Source organism: Curtobacterium sp. MCBA15_005 (assembly GCF_001864855.1).
Taxonomy (GTDB): Bacteria; Actinomycetota; Actinomycetes; order Actinomycetales; family Microbacteriaceae; genus Curtobacterium; species Curtobacterium flaccumfaciens.
On the sequence record NZ_MJGL01000003.1, the window covers coordinates 396,516 to 415,753 of the forward strand.

17 protein-coding genes are annotated in these 19,238 nt (G+C 69.5%); 7 read left to right on the forward strand and 10 right to left on the reverse strand.

Going from position 1 to position 19,238, the window contains the following annotated elements; genetic code table 11:
• Positions 1–315: 315 nt before the first annotated feature.
• From BIU89_RS03105 to sufB, 5 genes are read right to left on the reverse strand one after another with little or no spacing between them, the layout of a single operon-like run.
• Complete coding sequence (locus BIU89_RS03105) at positions 316–645, reverse strand: metal-sulfur cluster assembly factor (protein WP_017887270.1); 330 nt, start codon at positions 643–645, stop codon at positions 316–318.
• Complete coding sequence (sufC, locus tag BIU89_RS03110) at positions 645–1,418, reverse strand: Fe-S cluster assembly ATPase SufC (RefSeq protein ID WP_071244730.1); 774 nt, start codon at positions 1,416–1,418, stop codon at positions 645–647. Before sufC ends, BIU89_RS03105 begins: the two co-directional genes overlap by 1 nt.
• Positions 1,419–1,475: 57 nt before the next feature.
• On the reverse strand, positions 1,476–1,802 hold the full coding sequence (locus BIU89_RS03115) for a non-heme iron oxygenase ferredoxin subunit (protein WP_017887268.1): 327 nt from the start codon (positions 1,800–1,802) through the stop codon (positions 1,476–1,478).
• A complete protein-coding gene (gene sufD / locus BIU89_RS03120) occupies positions 1,802–3,097 on the reverse strand; it encodes a Fe-S cluster assembly protein SufD (protein WP_254791469.1) in 1,296 nt (431 codons plus the stop codon). The genes BIU89_RS03115 and sufD overlap by 1 nt, the downstream gene beginning before the upstream one ends.
• Positions 3,098–4,516 (reverse strand): Fe-S cluster assembly protein SufB, encoded by a 1,419-nt coding sequence (gene sufB, locus BIU89_RS03125; protein WP_027465678.1) that lies wholly within the window; start codon positions 4,514–4,516, stop codon positions 3,098–3,100.
• A gap of 251 nt (positions 4,517–4,767) precedes the next feature.
• Between sufB and BIU89_RS03130 the strand changes: the two genes are divergently transcribed.
• A complete protein-coding gene (locus BIU89_RS03130) occupies positions 4,768–5,742 on the forward strand; it encodes a COX15/CtaA family protein (RefSeq protein ID WP_051596734.1) in 975 nt (324 codons plus the stop codon).
• A gap of 386 nt (positions 5,743–6,128) precedes the next feature.
• Here the strand turns inward: BIU89_RS03130 and BIU89_RS03135 are convergent, their stop codons facing one another.
• Positions 6,129–7,055 (reverse strand): heme o synthase, encoded by a 927-nt coding sequence (locus tag BIU89_RS03135; protein WP_027465679.1) that lies wholly within the window; start codon positions 7,053–7,055, stop codon positions 6,129–6,131.
• Between the two features lie 424 nt (positions 7,056–7,479).
• Here BIU89_RS03135 and tkt point away from each other — a divergent pair, with 424 nt between their 5' ends.
• From tkt to pgl, 6 genes are all read left to right on the forward strand, one after another.
• The gene (gene tkt, locus BIU89_RS03140) at positions 7,480–9,573 is read left to right on the forward strand and encodes a transketolase (RefSeq protein ID WP_071244731.1); all 2,094 of its coding nucleotides are present in this window, start codon (positions 7,480–7,482) and stop codon (positions 9,571–9,573) included.
• A gap of 138 nt (positions 9,574–9,711) precedes the next feature.
• Positions 9,712–10,824, forward strand: a complete 1,113-nt coding sequence (gene tal, locus BIU89_RS03145; protein ID WP_027465681.1) for a transaldolase — start codon at positions 9,712–9,714, stop codon at positions 10,822–10,824.
• A complete protein-coding gene (locus BIU89_RS03150) occupies positions 10,824–12,422 on the forward strand; it encodes a glucose-6-phosphate isomerase (RefSeq protein ID WP_071244732.1) in 1,599 nt (532 codons plus the stop codon). The genes tal and BIU89_RS03150 overlap by 1 nt, the downstream gene beginning before the upstream one ends.
• Before the next feature lie 22 nt (positions 12,423–12,444).
• On the forward strand, positions 12,445–13,983 hold the full coding sequence (gene zwf, locus BIU89_RS03155) for a glucose-6-phosphate dehydrogenase (protein ID WP_027465683.1): 1,539 nt from the start codon (positions 12,445–12,447) through the stop codon (positions 13,981–13,983).
• A complete protein-coding gene (locus BIU89_RS03160; protein ID WP_071244913.1) occupies positions 13,980–14,924 on the forward strand; it encodes a glucose-6-phosphate dehydrogenase assembly protein OpcA in 945 nt (314 codons plus the stop codon). The genes zwf and BIU89_RS03160 overlap by 4 nt, the downstream gene beginning before the upstream one ends.
• A gap of 100 nt (positions 14,925–15,024) precedes the next feature.
• Positions 15,025–15,795, forward strand: coding sequence for a 6-phosphogluconolactonase (pgl, locus tag BIU89_RS03165; RefSeq protein ID WP_027465685.1), 771 nt, complete (start codon positions 15,025–15,027; stop codon positions 15,793–15,795).
• Between the two features lie 665 nt (positions 15,796–16,460).
• On the opposite strand, the gene BIU89_RS03170 is transcribed toward pgl, so the two are convergent.
• The 4 genes from BIU89_RS03170 to BIU89_RS03185 all read right to left on the reverse strand — a co-directional run bounded on the left by BIU89_RS03170 (position 16,461) and on the right by BIU89_RS03185 (position 19,236).
• Positions 16,461–16,829, reverse strand: a complete 369-nt coding sequence (locus BIU89_RS03170; protein WP_027465686.1) for an RNA polymerase-binding protein RbpA — start codon at positions 16,827–16,829, stop codon at positions 16,461–16,463.
• A gap of 3 nt (positions 16,830–16,832) precedes the next feature.
• Entirely contained in the window at positions 16,833–17,084 is a 252-nt protein-coding gene (gene secG, locus BIU89_RS03175; RefSeq protein WP_017887256.1) for a preprotein translocase subunit SecG, read from the reverse strand.
• A gap of 111 nt (positions 17,085–17,195) precedes the next feature.
• Positions 17,196–17,975 carry a triose-phosphate isomerase gene (gene tpiA / locus BIU89_RS03180; protein ID WP_071244733.1) on the reverse strand — a complete coding sequence of 260 codons (780 nt, stop codon included), beginning with the start codon at positions 17,973–17,975 and terminating at the stop codon, positions 17,196–17,198.
• 43 nt (positions 17,976–18,018) lie between these two features.
• Positions 18,019–19,236, reverse strand: a complete 1,218-nt coding sequence (locus BIU89_RS03185; protein WP_071244734.1) for a phosphoglycerate kinase — start codon at positions 19,234–19,236, stop codon at positions 18,019–18,021.
• Between the last annotated feature and the right edge of the window lie 2 nt (positions 19,237–19,238).

The window sequence follows — 19,238 nt, forward strand, 5'->3', positions numbered from 1 at the left end:
CCGATCGGTGCGGGGCCGTTCTGCGTCCGGTGCGGGGACGGGCCGGGCGTCGGTCGGTGCGGGGACGGGACGGGGCGTCGGTCGGTGCGGGGCCTGGCCGGGGTGTCGGTCGGTCACGACTCCCCGCCGGCCGGACACCGAGTGGTCGCTTTCCGTCGACTGGAGCACCGTCAGCCGACAGCACGTGACCACCCGGCGAACGTGAGCGGGCGGTCACGACCGATCGGCGGCGCGCCCCGCGCGTGGCGTGCGCACAGACGGACGGGAGGCGCGGTGCCAGCTGGCACCGCGCCTCCCGTCCGTGGTGGGTCGCGACTAGATCGCGAACCCGAGGGCGCGCATCATCTCGCGTCCGTCGTCGGTGATCCGTTCCGGACCCCACGGCGGCATCCAGACCCAGTTGATCCGGAAGGCGTCCACGATGCCGTCGAGGGCGTTCGCGGTGTCACCCTCGATGACGTCGGTCAGGGGGCAGCCCGCGCTGGTGAGCGTCATGCTGATGACGAGCGCGTTGGCGTCGTCGTCCCAGGCGAGGTCGTAGATCAGGCCGAGGTCGACGATGTTCACGCCGAGCTCCGGGTCCTGGACCTCCTTCAGGCCCTCGACGACCTCGTCGAACTTGTCGGGAGCGAGTGCGGCGATCATCAGGCCTGCGCCTCGGCGGCAGCGGCCTGCACGTAGCGGTCGTAGCCCTCGTTCTCGAGGCGGTCGGCGAGCTCGGGGCCGCCCTGCTCCGCGACCTTGCCGGCGACGAACACGTGCACGAAGTCCGGCTTGATGTAGCGGAGGATGCGCGTGTAGTGCGTGATGAGCAGCACACCGAGGCCGGTCGCGGCCTTGGCGCGGTTGACGCCCTCGGAGACGATCTTCAGCGCGTCGACGTCGAGGCCGGAGTCGGTCTCGTCGAGGACGGCGAACTTCGGCTTGAGGAGCTCGAGCTGCATGATCTCGTGGCGCTTCTTCTCGCCGCCGGAGAAGCCCTCGTTGACGTTGCGCTCGGCGAACGACGAGTCCATCTTCAGGTCGGCCATCGACTGGCGGAGTTCCTTGATCCAGCCACGGAGCGCCGGAGCCTCACCGTCGATCGCCGTCTTGGCGGTGCGGAGGAAGTTCGACACCGTCACGCCGGGGATCTCGACCGGGTACTGCATCGCCAGGAACATGCCGGCACGGGCGCGCTCGTCGACGCTCATCGCGAGGACGTCCTCGCCGTCGAGGGTGATCGTGCCACCGACGACGTTGTACCGGGGGTGCCCGGCGATCGTGTACGCCAGGGTGGACTTGCCGGAGCCGTTCGGCCCCATGATCGCGTGGATCTCGCCCTCGTTGATGGTGAGGTCGACACCCTTCAGGATCTCCTTGGTGCCCTGATCGGTGTCGATCGAGACCTTGAGGTCACGGATTTCCAGAGTGGACATTGCGTTCCTTCGGTTGCAGCTGTGGTGCGGCGTCAGCCGCGGGAAGTGTTGGGGTGCTCAGTCGACCGGGACGACGTCCTGCACGTCGACGTAGACGTCGCCGTCGCGGACCTCGACCCGGAAGACCGGGACGGGCTCGTAGGCCGGGAAGTTCTGCGGCTTGCCGGTGGTCAGCGAGAAGCGGGACCCGTGGGCCCAGCACTCCAGCGAGTCACCCTCGACGAAGCCCTCGGCCAGCGAGATGTCGCCGTGCGTGCAGGTGTCGCCGATGGCGTGGACCGTGCCGGACGAGTCCTTCACGATCGCGACCGCCGTGCCGCCGACGACCACCCGCATCGGGCTGTCCACCGCGATGTCGGCTTCGGCGCAGACCTTCTCGGCCATCAGGCGCTGGCCTCCGCGCCGTCGGACTGCGTGGCGCCCGCTTCGGCCGGTGCGGCGATGACCGAACGGCCCTCGGCCAGCTCCTGCTCGACCGCGGCGATGAGGCGCTCCTCGAGCTCGGGGGCACCGATCTTCTGGATGACCTCGACCAGGAAGCCGAGCACGACGAGGCGCCGGGCTTCTTCTTCCGGGACGCCGCGGGACTGCAGGTAGAACAGCTGCTCGTCGTCGAAGCGACCGGTCGCACTCGCGTGTCCGGCGCCCTCGATGTTGCCCGTCTCGATCTCGAGGTTCGGGATGCTGTCGGCACGGGTGCCGTCCGTCAGCACGAGGTTGCGGTTCTGCTCGTACGAGTCGGTGCCGTCGCCGGCGCGGCCGATCAGGACGTCACCGATCCAGACGGTGTGCGCGCCCTGGCCCTGCAGCGCGCCCTTGTAGTTGACCCGACCGCGCGTGTTGGGCGCGTCGTGGTTCACGTAGACCTGCTGCTCGATGTACTGGCCGGCGTCGGCGAAGTACACGCCGTACATCTCGGTGTCGGCGCCCTGCGCACCGAGGTGCGTCGAGGGGTTGACCCGGATGACGTCGCCGCCGAGCGAGACCACGACGTGCTTGAGGAACGCGTCGCGGCCGACCTCGGCGAAGTGCGTCGCGACGTGCACGGCGTCGTCGTCCCAGTCCTGCAGGCTGACGACGGTCAGTCGCGAGTTCTGCTGCGCGACGATCTCGACGTTCTCGCTGAGCAGGGCGCTGCCGCGGTTGTCGAGCACGACGATGCCCTGCGCGTTCGGCTCGGCCGTGATGACCGTGTGCGCGGCGCGGGGCTGCGACCCGAAGTCGGAGCGCGTCACGGTGATGAACTCGTGTGCCTCGGTGGCCTTGATCGTGATCGCCAGCACGGCGTCGCGCGCGGTCCAGGCCGCGGCCGAGGCGCGGTCCTCGGGCAGTCCGGCGGAGCCGACGCGGGGGTCGTCGCTGCGACCCCACTCGACGTCGGCACCCTCGGACTGGCGGGCGAGGTACGGGTAGGCGGATCCGTCGAGTCCGCCGTCCAGCAGCGGCTGGAGCTTGGCGAGCGGCGCGAACTTCCAGTTGACCTCTCGGCCGGTGACCTTCGGGAACGCCCCGACGTCGCCGGACTGGAACCGCTCGGAGCGGGTCTGGACCGGCACCTTCTTGTCGGGGGCGTCCCAGCCGCCGTCGGAGTGGGCTCCGGCGCCGTGCTGGGTGCCGCCCTGCGCTGCGGCAGCGGGCTCGATCGGCTGGTCGATGTGGGGAGGGGTGGTGCTGGACATCTAGCCGACGGATCCTTCCATGCTCATCTCGATGAGCTTGTTGAGTTCGAGTGCGTACTCCATCGGGAGTTCGCGGGCGATCGGCTCGATGAAGCCACGGACGATCATCGCCATCGCCTCGTCCTCGGCCATGCCGCGGGACATGAGGTAGAAGAGCTGCTCCTCGCTGACACGCGAGACCGTGGCCTCGTGCCCCAGCTGCACGTCGTCGACACGGATGTCGATCGCCGGGTAGGTGTCGCTCCGGCTGATCGTGTCGACCAGCAGGGCGTCGCAGCGCACGGTGTTGGCGGCGTGGTGCGCGGCCGGGTCGACCCGGACCTCACCGCGGTAGCCCGCACGACCGCCACCACGGGCGATCGACTTCGAGACGATCGACGACGTCGTGTACGGCGCCATGTGGATCATCTTCGCGCCGGCGTCCTGGTGCTGACCGGGGCCCGCGAAGGCGACGGAGAGCGTCTCGCCCTTGGCGTGCTCGCCGGCGAGGTAGATCGACGGGTACTTCATCGTGACCTTGGACCCGATGTTGCCGTCGATCCACTCCATCGTCGCGCCCTCGTGTGCGATCGCACGCTTGGTGACGAGGTTGTAGACGTTGTTCGACCAGTTCTGGATCGTCGTGTACCGAACGCGGGCGTTCTTCTTCACGATGATCTCGACGACGGCCGAGTGCAGCGAGTCGGACTTGTAGATCGGGGCGGTGCAGCCCTCGATGTAGTGGACGTACGAGTCCTCGTCCGCGATGATCAGCGTCCGCTCGAACTGGCCCATGTTCTCGGTGTTGATCCGGAAGTACGCCTGCAGCGGGATCTCGACGTGGACGCCCTTGGGGACGTAGACGAACGAGCCACCGGACCAGACGGCCGTGTTCAGCGCGGCGAACTTGTTGTCGCCGGCCGGGATCACGGTGCCGAAGTACTCCTCGAACAGCTCCGGGTGCTCACGGAGCGCCGTGTCGGTGTCCATGAAGATGACGCCCTGCTGCTCCAGGTCCTCGCGGATCTGGTGGTACACGACCTCGGACTCGTACTGCGCGGCGACGCCGGCGACGAGGCGCTGACGCTCGGCCTCGGGGATGCCGAGCTTCTCGTAGGTCGCACGGATGTCCTCGGGGAGGTCTTCCCACGACTGAGCCTGCTTCTCGGTGGAGCGCACGAAGTACTTGATGTTGTCGAAGTCGATGCCCGTCAGGTCGGCACCCCACGTCGGCATCGGCTTGCGGCCGAAGAGCGACAGCCCCTTGAGGCGGTTCTTCAGCATCCACTCGGGCTCGTTCTTGAGGTTCGAGATGTCGGTGACGACCTCTTCCGAGATCCCACGACGGGCGGAGGACCCTGCCGAGTCGGAGTCGGACCAGCCGAACTCGTATTGGCCGAGCCCTTCGAGCTCGGGACGGTCGATGAGCACGTCGGACATGGTCTCCTCGTTTCCTTCTCGCGGGACAGCGTTACAGGTGTGAACCCGTGGCGTCTGGACGCCATTCCACCGCGGACCGCTGACATGCGGACCCGGTGCTGCTCCCTCGCAACGACAATGGTTCCACGCAGTCCGTGGAGTGATCGGCGATCTCGGCCCATTCGGAGCCGGCGCCTGCCTAGACTTGACTGCTGCTGAACCCTCGAATCCTACAGGTTCACCGCACGGAACAACAGGAAGGCACCACCCTCGTGACACGCGTCGGATCCCCCGTCGAGCAGGATCTCCGGACCGGACGGTGGTGGTCGCTCCCCCGCGTGGTCGACCGTCGCGTGGTCGCACTGGCCTGGGCGTCCTTCGTGGTCGAGGTCGTGCTGATCGGCACGGGAGGCCTGGTGCGCCTCACCGCCTCGGGCCTCGGATGCCCCACCTGGCCCAAGTGCACGGCGGATTCGCTCGTCTCCACGCCGGAGATGGGCATCCACGGCATCATCGAGTTCGGCAACCGTCTGCTCACCTTCGTGCTCGTGATCGTGGCCGTCGCGATGTTCCTCGCGGTCGTCCGGATGCTCCGCACGCGCCCCGAACTCTTCTGGCTGGCGTTCGCTCAGGGCGTCGCGATCCCCGTGCAGGCCGTCATCGGCGGCATGAGCGTCTGGACGAACCTGAACCCCTTCGTGGTCGGGCTGCACTTCGTCGTCTCCGCCGCCCTCACCTCGGTGACCGCTGCGCTGGTCTACCGCACCACGCACGGTCCGCGCACCGCCCAGCGGCTCGTCCCCGGCTGGTACACGGGTGTCGTCCGCGGCACCGTCGCCGCCGTCGTCGTGACCGTCCTCGTGGGCATCCTGACCACCGGCAGCGGCCCGCACGCCGGAGCCGACGCCGCCGTCGACGGTGGCCGCCTGCACCGCACCGGGTTCGACCCGGCGGTCATGGAGCACGTGCACGCCTGGCCCGCGTACGCCCTCTTCGCCCTGACCCTGGTGCTCGTCATCGGAGCCGTCCGCCTGGGCCGACCGAGCAAGTGGCCGCTGCTGCTGCTCGTCGTCGAGTTCCTGCAGATCGCCGTCGGCCTCACGCAGGCACGCACGGGTCTGCCCGTCGGGCTCGTCGGCACGCACATGGTGCTCGCCGGGCTGCTCGTCGGTGCGGTGACCGCCGTGGTGCTGTCGACGCGGGCCTCGGCCGGCCGAGACGCCGTCCGGGAACCCATCGACGCCTGACGCCCGGGCGCGTCGCGCGCTCGACACCCGTTCTCCGACACCCCACGAGTCGTTCGACTCGTGGGGTGTCGCGTTCGTGGTGGGCCTGGACGGGAGGGCGCTGCGGTCCGCAGCCACGCGTCCGCCCCGCGGCCGACGCCGGCGAGAGACCGGACGGGAGGCCCGCGGCGGGCACGCACCGTGCCTCCAGTCCGCCCCGTGCCCGACGCAGGACGCCGGTGCCCTGCCGATACGCCGCCGAACGCGCGAGACGCCCCCGGATTCGGCGGCGTCTCGGCGGGTGGGGGGCGTCGTACCCACACGACGGCGTCAACAGGACACGACGGCGTCAACAGGACACGACGGCGTCGTGCCGACCGAGCGCGCGCGAGCGCCCGCTCGACCGCCTAGAAGGTGAAGACCTGCGGCAGCAGCGGGTCGATGCCCACGGCGATGAAGAGCAGCGTCAGGTACGTGATCGAGCTGTGGAAGACCCGCATCGGCTGCACGTGCTCGACGTGCTGGATGGCCCGCGAGTACAGGCGGTGGGACTCGAGGACGAACCAGATGCCGCCGGCCAGCGCGACGACCGTGTAGAGCGGCCCCATGTGCCCGACCGGGATGAGCAGGAGCGAGCAGACGAGCGTCGCCCAGGCGTACAGCACGACCTGCAGGCCGACGACGGTGCGGCCGCGGACCACGGCGAGCATCGGCACGTCCGCCGCGTCGTAGTCGTCGCGGTACTTCATCGACAGCGGCCAGTAGTGCGGCGGCGTCCACAGGAAGATCACCATGAACAGGATGACCGGGGTCCAGGTCAGCGACCCGGTGACGCCCGCCCAGCCGATGAGCACGGGCATGCAGCCGGCCGAGCCGCCCCAGACGATGTTCTGCGGGGTGCGGCGCTTGAGCCACAGCGTGTAGACGAACACGTAGATGAGGATCGCGATGACGCTCAGCGCAGCGGCCAGCCAGTTCACCAGGAACCCGAGCACCGCGGTCGACAGGATGCCGAGCACCCACGAGAACACGAGGGCCTCGCGGTCCGACAGTTCACCGGTGACGAGCGGGCGGGTGCTGGTCCGCTTCATCAGCCGGTCGATGTCGCGGTCGATGTAGCAGTTGAAGGCCGACGCCGAACCGGCCGACATCGCTCCGCCGAGCATCGTCCAGAAGACGAGCCACAGGTCGGGGACGCCGCGTTCGGCGAGGAACATCGTCGGCGCCGTGGTGACGAGCAGCAGCTCCATCACGCGCGGCTTCGTCAACGAGACGTACGCACGGACCTTGCGGGACAGCGGCGATCGGGGTCGATCGGTGTCGGGCCGGGTCACGGTGGCAGTCGGCAAGAGAACCTCAGTCTGTTCGCATCAGCTCGCACACTCGGTGGACGACTGCGACGGCGTCCGGGCATGCGCTGACCCGGAATGTCCACGGGTCCCGACCAGTTTACGGGATGGAAGCGCCGCGACGGTGCCCCGCTCCGACATCCCGGCGTGATCCGGACGCGCTCGACACGCCCGGATCGACCGTCGGCGGCCACCCCGGTGTGAACATCGGGGGTCACCTGAACCCCTTCTGAGTACCGGGTCACTATGCTGGACACGCCCTCCCGCAGTGCGCGCCCCGATGACGTCGGCCGCGATGAGCCGGTCGGCCGCCGCTAGACGGCGACACGACTCGGCCCCGGGATGGCCACATGTCCGTGCGATGGCACGAGCCCTCGCACATGTCGCATCAAGAAGGGTCAACATCCAAGTGGCTGAATTCACCTGGGACGCCATCGACCGGAAGGCCGTCGACACGGCCCGCGTTCTCGCCGCCGACTCGGTCGAGGCCGCCGGCAACGGTCACCCCGGCACCGCGATGAGCCTCGCTCCGCTCGCCCACCTGCTCTTCCAGAAGGTGATGCGTCGCGACCCGAGCGACTCCACCTGGATCGGCCGCGACCGCTTCATCCTCTCCGCCGGTCACGCCTCGATCCTCCAGTACGTGCAGTTCTACCTGCACGGCTACGGGCTCGAGATCGACGACCTGCAGCACCTGCGCAAGTGGGGCTCGAAGACCCCGGGTCACCCGGAGTACGGCCACACCGACGGTGTCGAGATCACCACGGGCCCGCTCGGCCAGGGCCTCGCGTCCTCGGTCGGCTTCGCCTACGCCCAGCGCTTCGAGCGCGGCCTGTTCGACCCGGAGACCCCGGCCGGCCAGTCGCCGTTCGACCACTACACCTACGTGATCGCCGGCGACGGTGACATGCAGGAGGGCGTGACGAACGAGTCCGGCTCGCTCGCCGGCCGCCAGCAGCTCGGCAACCTCATCGCGTTCTACGACTCGAACCAGATCTCGATCGAGGACAACACCGACATCGCGTTCTCCGAGAGCGTCGCCGACCGCTACGAGGCGCTCGGCTGGCACGTCCAGATCGTCGACTGGAAGAAGACCGGCGAGTACTCCGAGGACGTCGAGGAGCTCCACGCCGCGATCGAGGCCGCCAAGCAGGTCACCGACAAGCCGTCGCTCATCGTCCTCAAGACGATCATCGGCTGGCCGTCGCCGACCAAGCAGAACTCGGGCAAGATCCACGGTTCGGCGCTCGGCGCCGACGAGATCAAGGGCCTCAAGGAGGTCCTCGGCTTCGACACCGACAAGACCTTCGAGGTCGCCCCCGAGGTCCTCGAGTACACCCGCGGCGCCGTCGCCAAGGGCCAGGCCGAGCACGCCGAGTGGCAGAAGTCCTTCGACGCGTGGGCCGCGGCCAACGCCGACAAGAAGGCGCTGTTCGACCGCGTCCAGTCGAAGGAGCTCCCGGAGGGCCTCGAAGCAGCGCTCCCGGTCTTCCCGACCGACAAGGCCGTCTCGACCCGTGCCGCCTCCGGCAAGGTCATCAACGCCATCGCGCCGCTGATGCCCGAGTTCTGGGGCGGTTCCGCCGACCTCGCCGAGTCGAACCTCACCACGATCGAGGGCGCCAAGTCCTTCGGTCCGGCCGAGGCCTCGACGTCGACGTGGAGCACCGACCCGTACGGCCGCGTGCTGCACTTCGGCATCCGCGAGCACGCCATGGGCTCGATCCTCAACGGCATCGTCCTGCACGGGAACACCCGCCCCTTCGGTGGCACGTTCCTCATCTTCAGCGACTACATGCGTCCGGCGGTCCGTCTCGCCGCGCTCATGCAGGCGCCGGCGATCTACGTCTGGACCCACGACTCCATCGCCCTCGGCGAGGACGGCCCGACGCACCAGCCGATCGAGCAGGTCTCCTCGCTCCGTGCGATCCCCGGTCTCGACGTCGTCCGCCCGGCCGACGCCAACGAGGTCGCGTACGCGTGGCTCGAGATGCTCAAGCACACCGACCGCCCGGCCGGCATCGCGCTGAGCCGTCAGAACCTCCCCGTGTTCGAGCGTGGCGAGGGTGACGCCTCCGGTGAGGTCTTCGCCTCGGCGAAGAACGTCGCCAAGGGTGCGTACATCCTGGCCGAGGCGCCCAACGGCACCCCGGACGTCATCCTCATCGCGACCGGTTCCGAGGTCCAGATCGCGGTCGAGGCACGCGAGCAGCTCAAGGCCGAGGGCATCAACGCCCGCGTCGTGAGCGCCCCGTCGATCGAGTGGTTCCGCGCCCAGTCCGAGAACTACCAGGACCAGGTGCTCCCGAAGGACGTCACCGCTCGCGTGTCGGTCGAGGCCGGCATCGCCATGAGCTGGCGCGACATCGTCGGCGACAAGGGCCGCAGCGTCTCGATCGAGCACTTCGGTGCCTCGGCCGACTACCAGACGCTCTTCAAGGAGTTCGGCTTCACGACGGAGCACGTCGTGGCCGCCGCGAAGGAATCGATCGCAGCTTCCTGACCTGCAAGGGCCGGGTCCGGTTTCCGGATCCGGCCCTTCTTCCGGGAGGCCCGGCTCGGTTCCGCCACGGGCCTCCCGTCCCCGAAACCCCGACTCACGGTCCTCACGGACCCGTCGATGAAAGAAGAAGAGAAACACATGGCTGAGAACACCCCCACCGCCGCCCTCTCCGCGGTCGGCGTGAGCATCTGGCTCGACGACCTCTCCCGCGAGCTCCTCGAGACCGGCAAGCTCACCGAGCTCATCGAGCAGAAGAACGTCGTCGGTGTGACGACCAACCCGACGATCTTCGCGTCGGCCCTCGCCAAGGGCGAGCGCTACGACTCGCAGGTCAAGGAGCTCGCCGCTGCGGGCACCGACGTCACCGACGCGATCTTCGAGATCACCACGCAGGACGTCGCGAACGCCTCCGACGTCTTCAAGCCGATCTACGACGAGACCAAGGGCTTCGACGGCCGCGTCTCGATCGAGGTCGAGCCGGGCCTCGCGCACGACACCGCCAAGACCATCGAGCAGGCCAAGTTCCTGTTCGAGAAGGTCGGCAAGGAGAACGTCCTCATCAAGATCCCGGCGACGCTCGAGGGTCTCGAGGCGATCACCGAGGTCATCGGCGCCGGCATCTCCGTCAACGTCACCCTGATCTTCTCGCTCGAGCGCTACCGCGCCGTCATCGACGCCTACCTGGGTGGGCTCGAGAAGGCCAAGGCCGCCGGCCACGACCTCTCCAAGATCCACTCGGTCGCGTCCTTCTTCGTGTCGCGCGTCGACTCCGAGATCGACAAGCGCCTGGACGCCGTCGGCACCGACGAGGCCAAGGCCCTCAAGTCGAAGGCCGGCATCGCCAACGCGCAGCTCGCGTACCAGGTCTGGACCGAGGCGTTCGCCTCCGAGCGTGCCCTCGGCCTGCTCGAGTCCGGTGCCAACACGCAGCGTCCGCTCTGGGCCTCGACCGGTGTCAAGGACCCGTCGCTCCCCGACACGCTCTACGTGACCGAGCTCGCCGCCCCGAACACCGTCAACACGATGCCGGGCAAGACGCTCGACGCCACGTTCGACCACGGTGAGATCCACGGCGACGCCATCGCCGGCACGTTCGACCAGGCGCAGCAGGTCCTCGACCAGCTCGCCGCACAGGGCGTCGACTACGACGAGGTCGTCGCACTGCTCGAGAAGGAGGGCGTGGACAAGTTCATCGTCTCCTGGGGCGAGCTCGTCGACACCGTCAAGGCAGCGCTCGAGGGCGCCAAGTAGTGACGGTTTCCATCGCAGCCAGCGGCGATGCCGCGCGGGCCATCGAACAGGTGGTCCCGCGGCTCGCCGCTGACCTGGTGGCCTCGGGCATCACCGCCCAGGACGCCGATCTGTGGGGAACCGCCGCCGAGGCCGAGGCGTCGAAGCGCCTCGGCTGGGTGGAGGCCGTCTCGGTCTCCCGCCCGCTCGTCGCCGAGGTCACCGCGCTGCGCGAGTCGCTCCGTGCCGAAGGGGTCGACCACGTCGTCCTCGCCGGCATGGGCGGCTCGTCCCTCGCACCCGAGGTCATCACGCGCACCGCCGGCGTGCCCCTCACGGTCCTCGACTCGACCGACCCCGCACAGGTCCGCGCGGCCGTGACGACCGACCTCGAGCGCACGGTGCTCGTGGTCTCGTCGAAGTCCGGCTCGACCCTCGAGACCGATTCGCAGCGTCGTGTGTACGAGCAGGCCTTCCGCGACGCCGGCATCGACCCCGCCCGCCGCATCGTCGTCGTCACCGACCCGGGCTCCGCGCTCGAGGCCGCTGCGATCGACGCCGGGTACCGCGTCTTCACCGCCGACCCCACGGTCGGCGGACGCTACTCCGCGCTCACCGCCTTCGGCCTCGTGCCGTCCGGGCTCGCGGGAGCGGACATCGCCGAGCTCCTCGACGAGGCCGACGCGATCTCCGCGCTGCTCTCGGTCGACCTGGACGAGAACCCCGGGCTCGTGCTCGGTGCGGTCCTCGCCGGCACCGAGCCGCTGCGCGACAAGATCGCCATCGTGCCCGACGGCACGCACATCGTCGGTTTCGGCGACTGGGTCGAACAGCTGATCGCGGAGTCGACCGGCAAGGACGGCCGTGGCCTGCTGCCCGTCGTGCTGCACACTGACTCCCCCGAGGTCACCGCCGGCCTGCCCGACGTCCAGGTCATCCGCCTGGTCGGTTCGCGCGAGGACGAGCGTCACGTGGCCGAGGGCGAGGTCGAGATCACCGGCACGCTCGGTGGCCAGATCCTCGTCTGGGAGTACGCCGTCGCGGTCGCCGGTCGCCTGCTCGGCATCAACCCGTTCGACCAGCCCGACGTCGAGGCCGCCAAGGTCGCGACCCGCGCGCTGCTCGACGACCGCCCCGCTCCGGCCGAGCCGGCGTTCTCCGAGGACGGCATCGCCGTCCGCGCGACGCCCGGACTCGTGGTCGGTGCGACGCTCTCGGAAGCCGTGTCGGGCCTCCTGTCCGCACTCGACCCGACCGGCTACGTGTCGGTGCAGGCGTACGTCGACCGCACCACGAACAGCGGCCTCGAGTCGCTGCGTGACGCGATCGCGGCGCGCACGGAGCGACCCGTGACCTTCGGGTACGGTCCGCGGTTCCTGCACTCGACCGGCCAGTACCACAAGGGCGGCCCCGCCACGGGAGTGTTCCTGCAGATCGTGGCCGACGAAACAGACGACCTGGCGATCCCGGGCCGGCCGTTCACGTTCGGGCAGCTCCTCCGGGCCCAGGCTGCCGGCGACGCGAGTGTCCTCGCCGAGCACGGCCGGCCGGTCCTCACCCTCACCACGTCGGACGTCCACGCCGCCACCGCGGCGATCGCGTCCGCCGCCTCCCACTGACTCGTAAGGAGTTCACCGACTCATGTCACCGGTGGCAATCACCCCGGAGCACAACCCGCTCCGGCTGCCGACGGATCGTCGACTGAACCGGATCGCGGGACCGAGCACGCTCATCATCTTCGGCGTGACGGGCGACCTGTCACGCAAGAAGCTGATGCCTGCGGTCTACGACCTGGCCAACCGGGGGCTCCTGCCCCCGGGGTTCGCGCTCGTCGGGTTCGCTCGTCGCGACTGGGAGGACCAAGACTTCTCCCAGCTCGTGCACGACGCCGTCAAGGAACACTCCCGCACCCCGTTCGACGAGGACGTCTGGCGTCAGCTCGAACAGGGCATCCGCTTCGTGCAGGGCTCGTTCGACGACCCCGAGGCGTTCCGCGAGCTCAAGCGCACCGTCGACGACCTCGACGCCGAGCGCGGGACGCTGGGCAACCACGCGTTCTACCTGTCCATCCCGCCGAAGATGTTCCCGGTCGTCACCGAGCAGCTGAAGCTGTCCGGGCTGACCGAGAAGCGCGAGGGCTCCTGGAGCCGCGTCGTCGTCGAGAAGCCGTTCGGCTCCGACCTCCGCACCGCGCGCGAGCTCAACGCGATCGTCGAGAGCGTCTTCGCGCCCGACGACGTGTTCCGCATCGACCACTACCTCGGCAAGGAGACCGTCCAGAACCTCCTGACGCTCCGGTTCGCGAACCAGATGTACGAACCCATCTGGAACTCGAACTACGTCGACCACGTGCAGATCACGATGGCCGAGGACATCGGCGTCGCCGGACGTGCCGCGTACTACGACGGCATCGGTGCGGCGCGCGACGTCATCCAGAACCACCTGCTGCAGCTCCTCGCGCTCACCGCGATGGAGGAGCCCGTCTCGTTCAAGGCCGCCGACCTGCGTGCCGAGAAGGAGAAGGTGCTCTCCGCCGTGCGCCTGCCCGAGGACCTGTCGACCGCCACCGCCCGCGGGCAGTACGACGGCGGCTGGCAGGGCGGCGAGAAGGTACTCGGCTTCCTCGAAGAGGCCGGGATGAACCCCGAATCCGGCACCGAGACCTACGCGGCGATCAAGCTGGACATCGCCACGCGCCGCTGGCAGGGCGTGCCGTTCTACCTGCGCGCCGGCAAGCGTCTCGGTCGTCGTGTGACCGAGATCGCGATCGTGTTCAAGCGCGTCCCCGAGGACGTCTACGGCAACACGCAGTCCCCGCTCGGTCAGAACGCGCTCGTGATCCGTGTCCAGCCGGACGAGGGCGTCACGCTCCGCTTCGGCTCGAAGGTCCCCGGCGTCGGCACCCAGGTGCGCGACGTGACGATGGACTTCGGCTACGGCCACGCGTTCACCGAAGCATCCCCCGAGGCGTACGAGCGACTCATCCTCGACGTGCTCCTCGGTGACCCGCCGCTGTTCCCGCGGCACCAGGAGGTCGAGCTGTCCTGGAAGATCCTCGACCCCATCGAGGAGTTCTGGGCCACGCAGGGCCAGCCCGAGCAGTACCGTCCCGGCACGTGGGGCCCGGCATCCGCCGACGCCCTGCTCGCCCGCGACGGTCGGACCTGGAGGCGTCCGTGAAGATCGACATGCCCGACACCACGGTGTCGAAGATCCAGAAGAAGCTCGTCCGCATCCGCGAAGAGGGCGGCGCCGTCGCACTCGGCCGCGTGCTGACCCTCATCATCTCGACGGCCCTCGGTCACGAGGAAGAGGCGATCGAGGCGGCGAACGAGGCGTCCCGCGAGCACCCGATGCGCGTGATCATCGTCTCGAAGAACAGCGGTGACACGAAGTCCCCTGGCCGCCTCGACGCGCAGATCCGCGTCGGTAGCGACGCGGGCGCGAGCGAGGTCATCGTCCTCCGTGCGTACGGCGAGACCGCGACCGACGAGGAGAGCCTGGTCACCGGCCTCCTGCTGCCGGACGCACCCGTCGTCGCCTGGTGGCCGCAGACCGCTCCCGAGCAGCCCGCGGCGTCGGCCCTCGGCCGCATCGCGCAGCGACGGATCACCGACGCGGCCGCGCAGAAGGACCCGAACGGCGCGATCGAGGCGCTCGGCGCGTCCTACGTGCCGGGCGACACCGACTTCGCGTGGACCCGTCTGACCCTGTGGCGGAACCAGCTCGCCGCGGCGCTCGACCAGCCGCCGTACGAGCCGATCACCGCGGTCGAGGTCTCCGGAGCGTCCGACAGCCCGTCGACGATCCTCCTCGCCGCCTGGCTCCAGCTGCAGCTGCGGGTGCCCGTGTCCGTCGTCACGTCGCCGCGCGCGACCGGGTCGAGCGGCATCCACGGCGTGAAGCTCGTGCGCGAGTCCGGCACCATCGAGCTCGAGCGCTCCCTGGTGGACGTCGCCACGCTCTCGATGCCCGGGCAGCCGACGCACGACCTGTCGCTGCCACGCCGCAACCTGCGCGACTGCCTGGCCGAGGAACTCCGTAGACTCGACCCGGACGTCCTCTTCGGAGACGTCGTCAAGCACGGGGTGCCCCAGCTGCGCGAGACCATCGCCCGCTGATCAACACCCCACACGGTCGGGCCGCCTGTCTGGTGCAGGCGGCCCGACCGGACCGAAGGCGGTCGGACGACCGGTCGGCCGCCACGAACACGGGAGTCACGTGACCAACGAACGGCGGGTGCTCGTGCACCCGGACAAGCAGGCCCTCGGCGCTTCGGTCGCCGCACGCTTCATCACCAAGATCATCGACGTGCTCGACGAGCAGGAGCGTGCCGACATCGCGATCAGCGGTGGCTCGGTGTCCTCCCTGGTCCTCGCCGCGATCGGCCAGTCGCCGGCGCGCGAGAGCGTCGACTGGTCGAAGGTGCACGTCTGGTGGGTCGACGAGCGCTGGGTTCCGGCGGACGACGCCGACCGCAACACGATCGGCACGCAGACCGACTTCTTCGACCACGTCGACATCCCCGCGTCGAACATCCACCCCATGCCGGCGTCGGACGGCGGGCTCGACATCGAGGCCGCTGCGACCCAGTACGAGCGCGAGCTGCAGGACGCCGCGCCCGAGGGTGCCGTCGCTCCGCGCTTCGACATCACGCTGCTCGGCGTCGGTCCCGACGGACACACCGCCTCGCTCTTCCCGGAGTTCCCGCAGCTCACCGTCACCGACCGTGCCGTCGTGTCGGTCGACGACTCCCCCAAGCCGCCGCCGCAGCGTCTGACCGTCACCTTCCCGGTGATCAACGCCTCGCAGCGCGTCTGGGTGATCCTCTCCGGTGCCGAGAAGGCCTCGGTCCTCGGGCTGGCCCTCGCGGGTGCGTCGATCGAAGACGTCCCCGTCGGTGGCGTGCAGGGTCGCAAGCGCACGGTCTTCTTCGTGGACCAGGACGCCGCGCGCGACGTCCCCGAGAACCTGATCGCGTCGACGTACTAGACGTGAGTTCCTGACGGACGGGAGGCCCGGTGCCAGCTGGCACCGGGCCTCCCGTCCGTCTGTGGTCGCGCCCACTGCCGGCGCCGATCGGTCGCGACACCCCGCCGGCGCGACGCCGAGTGGTCACGAACTGTCGGCTGCGGGCGCCCCAGGCGACAGTTGGTGACCACTCGGCGCACCGCACGCAGCGTGTCGTGACCACTCGGCGAACCGGCACTCCGCGCGGCACCCCGGCGCCGAACGGCCGCGACACCCCGCCGGCGCGACGCCGAGCGGTCGCGACACCCCGACGGCACCACTCCGAGTGGTCGCGAACTGTCGGCTGCGGGCGCCCCAGGCCACAGAATGTGCCACCACGGGCACCACGCACGGCGTGTCGTGACCACTCGGCGAACCGGCACTCCGCGTGGCACCCCGGCGCTCAAGGGTCGCGGCACTCCTGCGCCGAGCGGTCGCGACACCCCGCCAGCGCCACGCCGAGTGGTCACGAACCGTCGGCGGCGGACGCCCCAGGCGACAGAACGCGCCACCACGGCACACCACACGCGGCGTGTCGTGACCACTCGGCGAATCAGGCAACCTCGAGCCGAGCGCTGCCGGCATTCCCCCGGACGCATGAAGGCCCCGGCACCATGGGTGCAGGGGCCTTCGTCAGCGTGAGTGCGCTAGGCCTTCTTCGCCGCGGTGCCGCGACGCTCCCGGAGCTGCTGGAGCGCGTCCTCGAGGAGCTGCGCTGCCTCTTCCTCGGTGCGGCGTTCCTTCACGTACGCGAGGTGGGTCTTGTAGGGCTCCGTCTTGGAGACCACGGGAGGGTTCTCCTTGTCGCGCCCAGCCGGCAAACCGCTCGACGGCGAGTCCACCGTCTCAGGGATCTCCTCGTCGGGCAGGTTCGCGGCGAAGTACCGCACGACCTCGTTGCCCAGGGCGTCCCAGTACGAGATCGCCACGCGCTCGGCCTGGACCCCGCGGTCCTGTTCGCCCATCGGGCCCGCACCGACGCGAGACCCTCGGATTGCACTGCCTCCGCTTGCCATGGATCAGACCCCCGCCGTGAACTTGTTGATGAGACCGAGCACGATGATGGAGACGATCCAGACCAGACCGAGGATCACCGTGATGCGGTTGAGGTTGCGCTCGGCCACGCCGGACGCACCGAGGTTGCTCGTGACCCCACCGCCGAACATGTCGGAGAGGCCACCACCGCGGCCCTTGTGCAGCAGGATGAGGAGCGTGAGCAGGAGGCTCGTGATTGCGAGCAGGACCTGCAGCACGACGGAGAGTATCGCCACGACGTACCTTTCGTGTCAGTCAGCCGTACCAGTGTACCGGCCGCGCGGAGCACGGCCGGTACCTGGACGGGAGTGGTGCGGACGACTGCCCGCGACGAGGTCGCCTGTGGACTACAGCCCGACGTGCTGACGGAACCGCGCGATGGCCGCGAACTCCTGCACGTCGAGCGAAGCGCCACCGACGAGCGCGCCGTCGATGTCGGGTTCGCGGAGGAAGCCCGCGATGTTGCCCGACTTGACCGAGCCGCCGTAGAGCACCCGGGTGTCGGCAGCAGCCTGGTCGCCCCAGGCTGCGGCGATGCCACGACGGATGGCCGCACACTCGTCCTGCGCCTGCTCGGCCGTGGCCGCCTGGCCGGAGCCGATGGCCCAGACGGGCTCGTAGGCCACGACGATGTCGGCGGGCTTCACCGCGTCGAGCACGACGCGGAGCTGCTCGACCGGCACGACGCCGGCGCCGCGCTCCTCGCGCTGCTCGCCGGTCTCGCCGACGCACACGACGGGGACGAGACCGTGCTTGACGGCCGCTGCGGTCTTCGCTGCGACGACCTCGTCGGTCTCACCGTGCAGCGTGCGCCGCTCGGAGTGGCCGACGATGACGTACTGGGCGTCGAGTGCCGCGAGGAACGCGCCGGAGACGTCACCGGTGTAGGCGCCGGAGTCGAACTGCGACAGGTCCTGCGCACCGAAGTGGATCGGCAGCTTGTCGGCCGAGATGAGCGTCTGCACGCTCCGCAGGTCGGTGAACGGCGGGAACACCGCGACCTCGACGTCGTCGAAGTCGTGCCGGGCGTCCTTGAGCGTCCACGCGAGCTTCTGCACGGTGGCGATGGCCTGGAGATGATCGAGGTTCATCTTCCAGTTGCCCGCGATCAGGGGGACGCGGTTCATGCTGCGTCTCCCAACGCGCGACGGGCGATCAGTGGCGTCCGGGTCATGCGGTCCACCCCAGTGCTTCGAGACCGGGCAGCGACTTGCCCTCGAGGAACTCGAGGCTCGCACCGCCACCGGTCGAGATGTGGCCGAACTGGTCGTCCGAGAAGCCGAGCGACCGCACGGCGGCAGCGGAGTCGCCACCACCGACGACACCGAGGCCGTCGACCTCGGTCAGCGCCTGCGCGACGGTCTTCGTGCCGGCGGCGAAGGCCGGGAACTCGAACACGCCCATCGGGCCGTTCCAGAAGACGGTCTTCGAACCCGAGACGGCCGAGGCGAACCGCGCTGCGGTCTCCGGGCCGATGTCGAGGCCGATGCCGTCCGTGCCGAACGACGAGGACTCGATGGCGTCGGCCGCCACCGTCTCGTGGTCGGCGTCGGCCGCGAAGCCGGAGGCCACCACGACGTCGGTCGGCAGGTCGATGGTGACACCGAGCTCCTTCGCCCGCGAGAGGTACTCGCGGACGACGTCGAGCTGGTCGGCCTCGAGCAGCGACTTCGCGACGCCGTGGCCCTGGGCCGCGAGGAACGTGAAGAGCATGCCGCCACCGATGCAGAGGGTGTCGACCTTCGGCAGGATGTGGTCGATGACACCGAGCTTGTCACTGACCTTCGAGCCGCCGAGCACCACCGTGTAGGGGCGCTCCGGGTCCTTGGTCAGTCGCTCGAGCACGCGGAGCTCGGTCTCGATCAGCGAACCGGCTGCACTGGGCAGTGCGGACGCGAGCTCGTAGACCGAGGCCTGCTTGCGGTGCACGACACCGAAGCCGTCGGAGACGAAGGCGTCACCGAGGGCGGCGATGCGGTCCGCGAAGGCACCGCGCGTGGCGGCGTCCTTCGAGGTCTCCTCCGGGTTGAAGCGGAGGTTCTCGAGCAGCAGGACGTCGCCGTCCTCGAGGGCCTCGGCCGCGGCGGTCGCTTCGTCGCCGACGGTCTCGCCGACGAACGTGACCTCTTTGCCGAGCAGCTCGGAGAGCCGCTGGGCCACCGGTGCGAGCGAGAACTCGGGCTTGGGCTCCCCGTCGGGGCGGCCCAGGTGCGAGATCACGATGACGCGTGCGCCGGCGTTGACGAGGGTGTTCAGCGTGGTCAGCGACGCGCGGACGCGGCCGTCGTCCGTGATGGTGCCGTCCTTGAGCGGGACGTTCAGGTCACAACGGACGACGACGCGCTTGCCGGCGAGGTCGCCGAGGTCCTCGAGGGTGCGGAGGGCCATGT

Excerpts from the sequence above, each read along its gene's own strand:
- BIU89_RS03105 (WP_017887270.1), bottom strand. The coding sequence starts at position 645 with ATGATCGCCGCACTCGCTCCCGACAAGTTCGACGAGGTCGTCGAGGGC.
- sufC (WP_071244730.1), bottom strand. The coding sequence starts at position 1,418 with ATGTCCACTCTGGAAATCCGTGACCTCAAGGTCTCGATCGACACCGAT.
- BIU89_RS03115 (WP_017887268.1), bottom strand. The coding sequence starts at position 1,802 with ATGGCCGAGAAGGTCTGCGCCGAAGCCGACATCGCGGTGGACAGCCCG.
- sufD (WP_254791469.1), bottom strand. The coding sequence starts at position 3,097 with ATGTCCAGCACCACCCCTCCCCACATCGACCAGCCGATCGAGCCCGCT.
- sufB (WP_027465678.1), bottom strand. The coding sequence starts at position 4,516 with ATGTCCGACGTGCTCATCGACCGTCCCGAGCTCGAAGGGCTCGGCCAA.
- tal (WP_027465681.1), top strand. The coding sequence starts at position 9,712 with ATGGCTGAGAACACCCCCACCGCCGCCCTCTCCGCGGTCGGCGTGAGC.
- zwf (WP_027465683.1), top strand. The coding sequence starts at position 12,445 with ATGTCACCGGTGGCAATCACCCCGGAGCACAACCCGCTCCGGCTGCCG.
- BIU89_RS03170 (WP_027465686.1), bottom strand. The coding sequence starts at position 16,829 with ATGGCAAGCGGAGGCAGTGCAATCCGAGGGTCTCGCGTCGGTGCGGGC.
- tpiA (WP_071244733.1), bottom strand. The coding sequence starts at position 17,975 with ATGAACCGCGTCCCCCTGATCGCGGGCAACTGGAAGATGAACCTCGAT.
- BIU89_RS03185 (WP_071244734.1), bottom strand. The coding sequence starts at position 19,236 with ATGGCCCTCCGCACCCTCGAGGACCTCGGCGACCTCGCCGGCAAGCGC.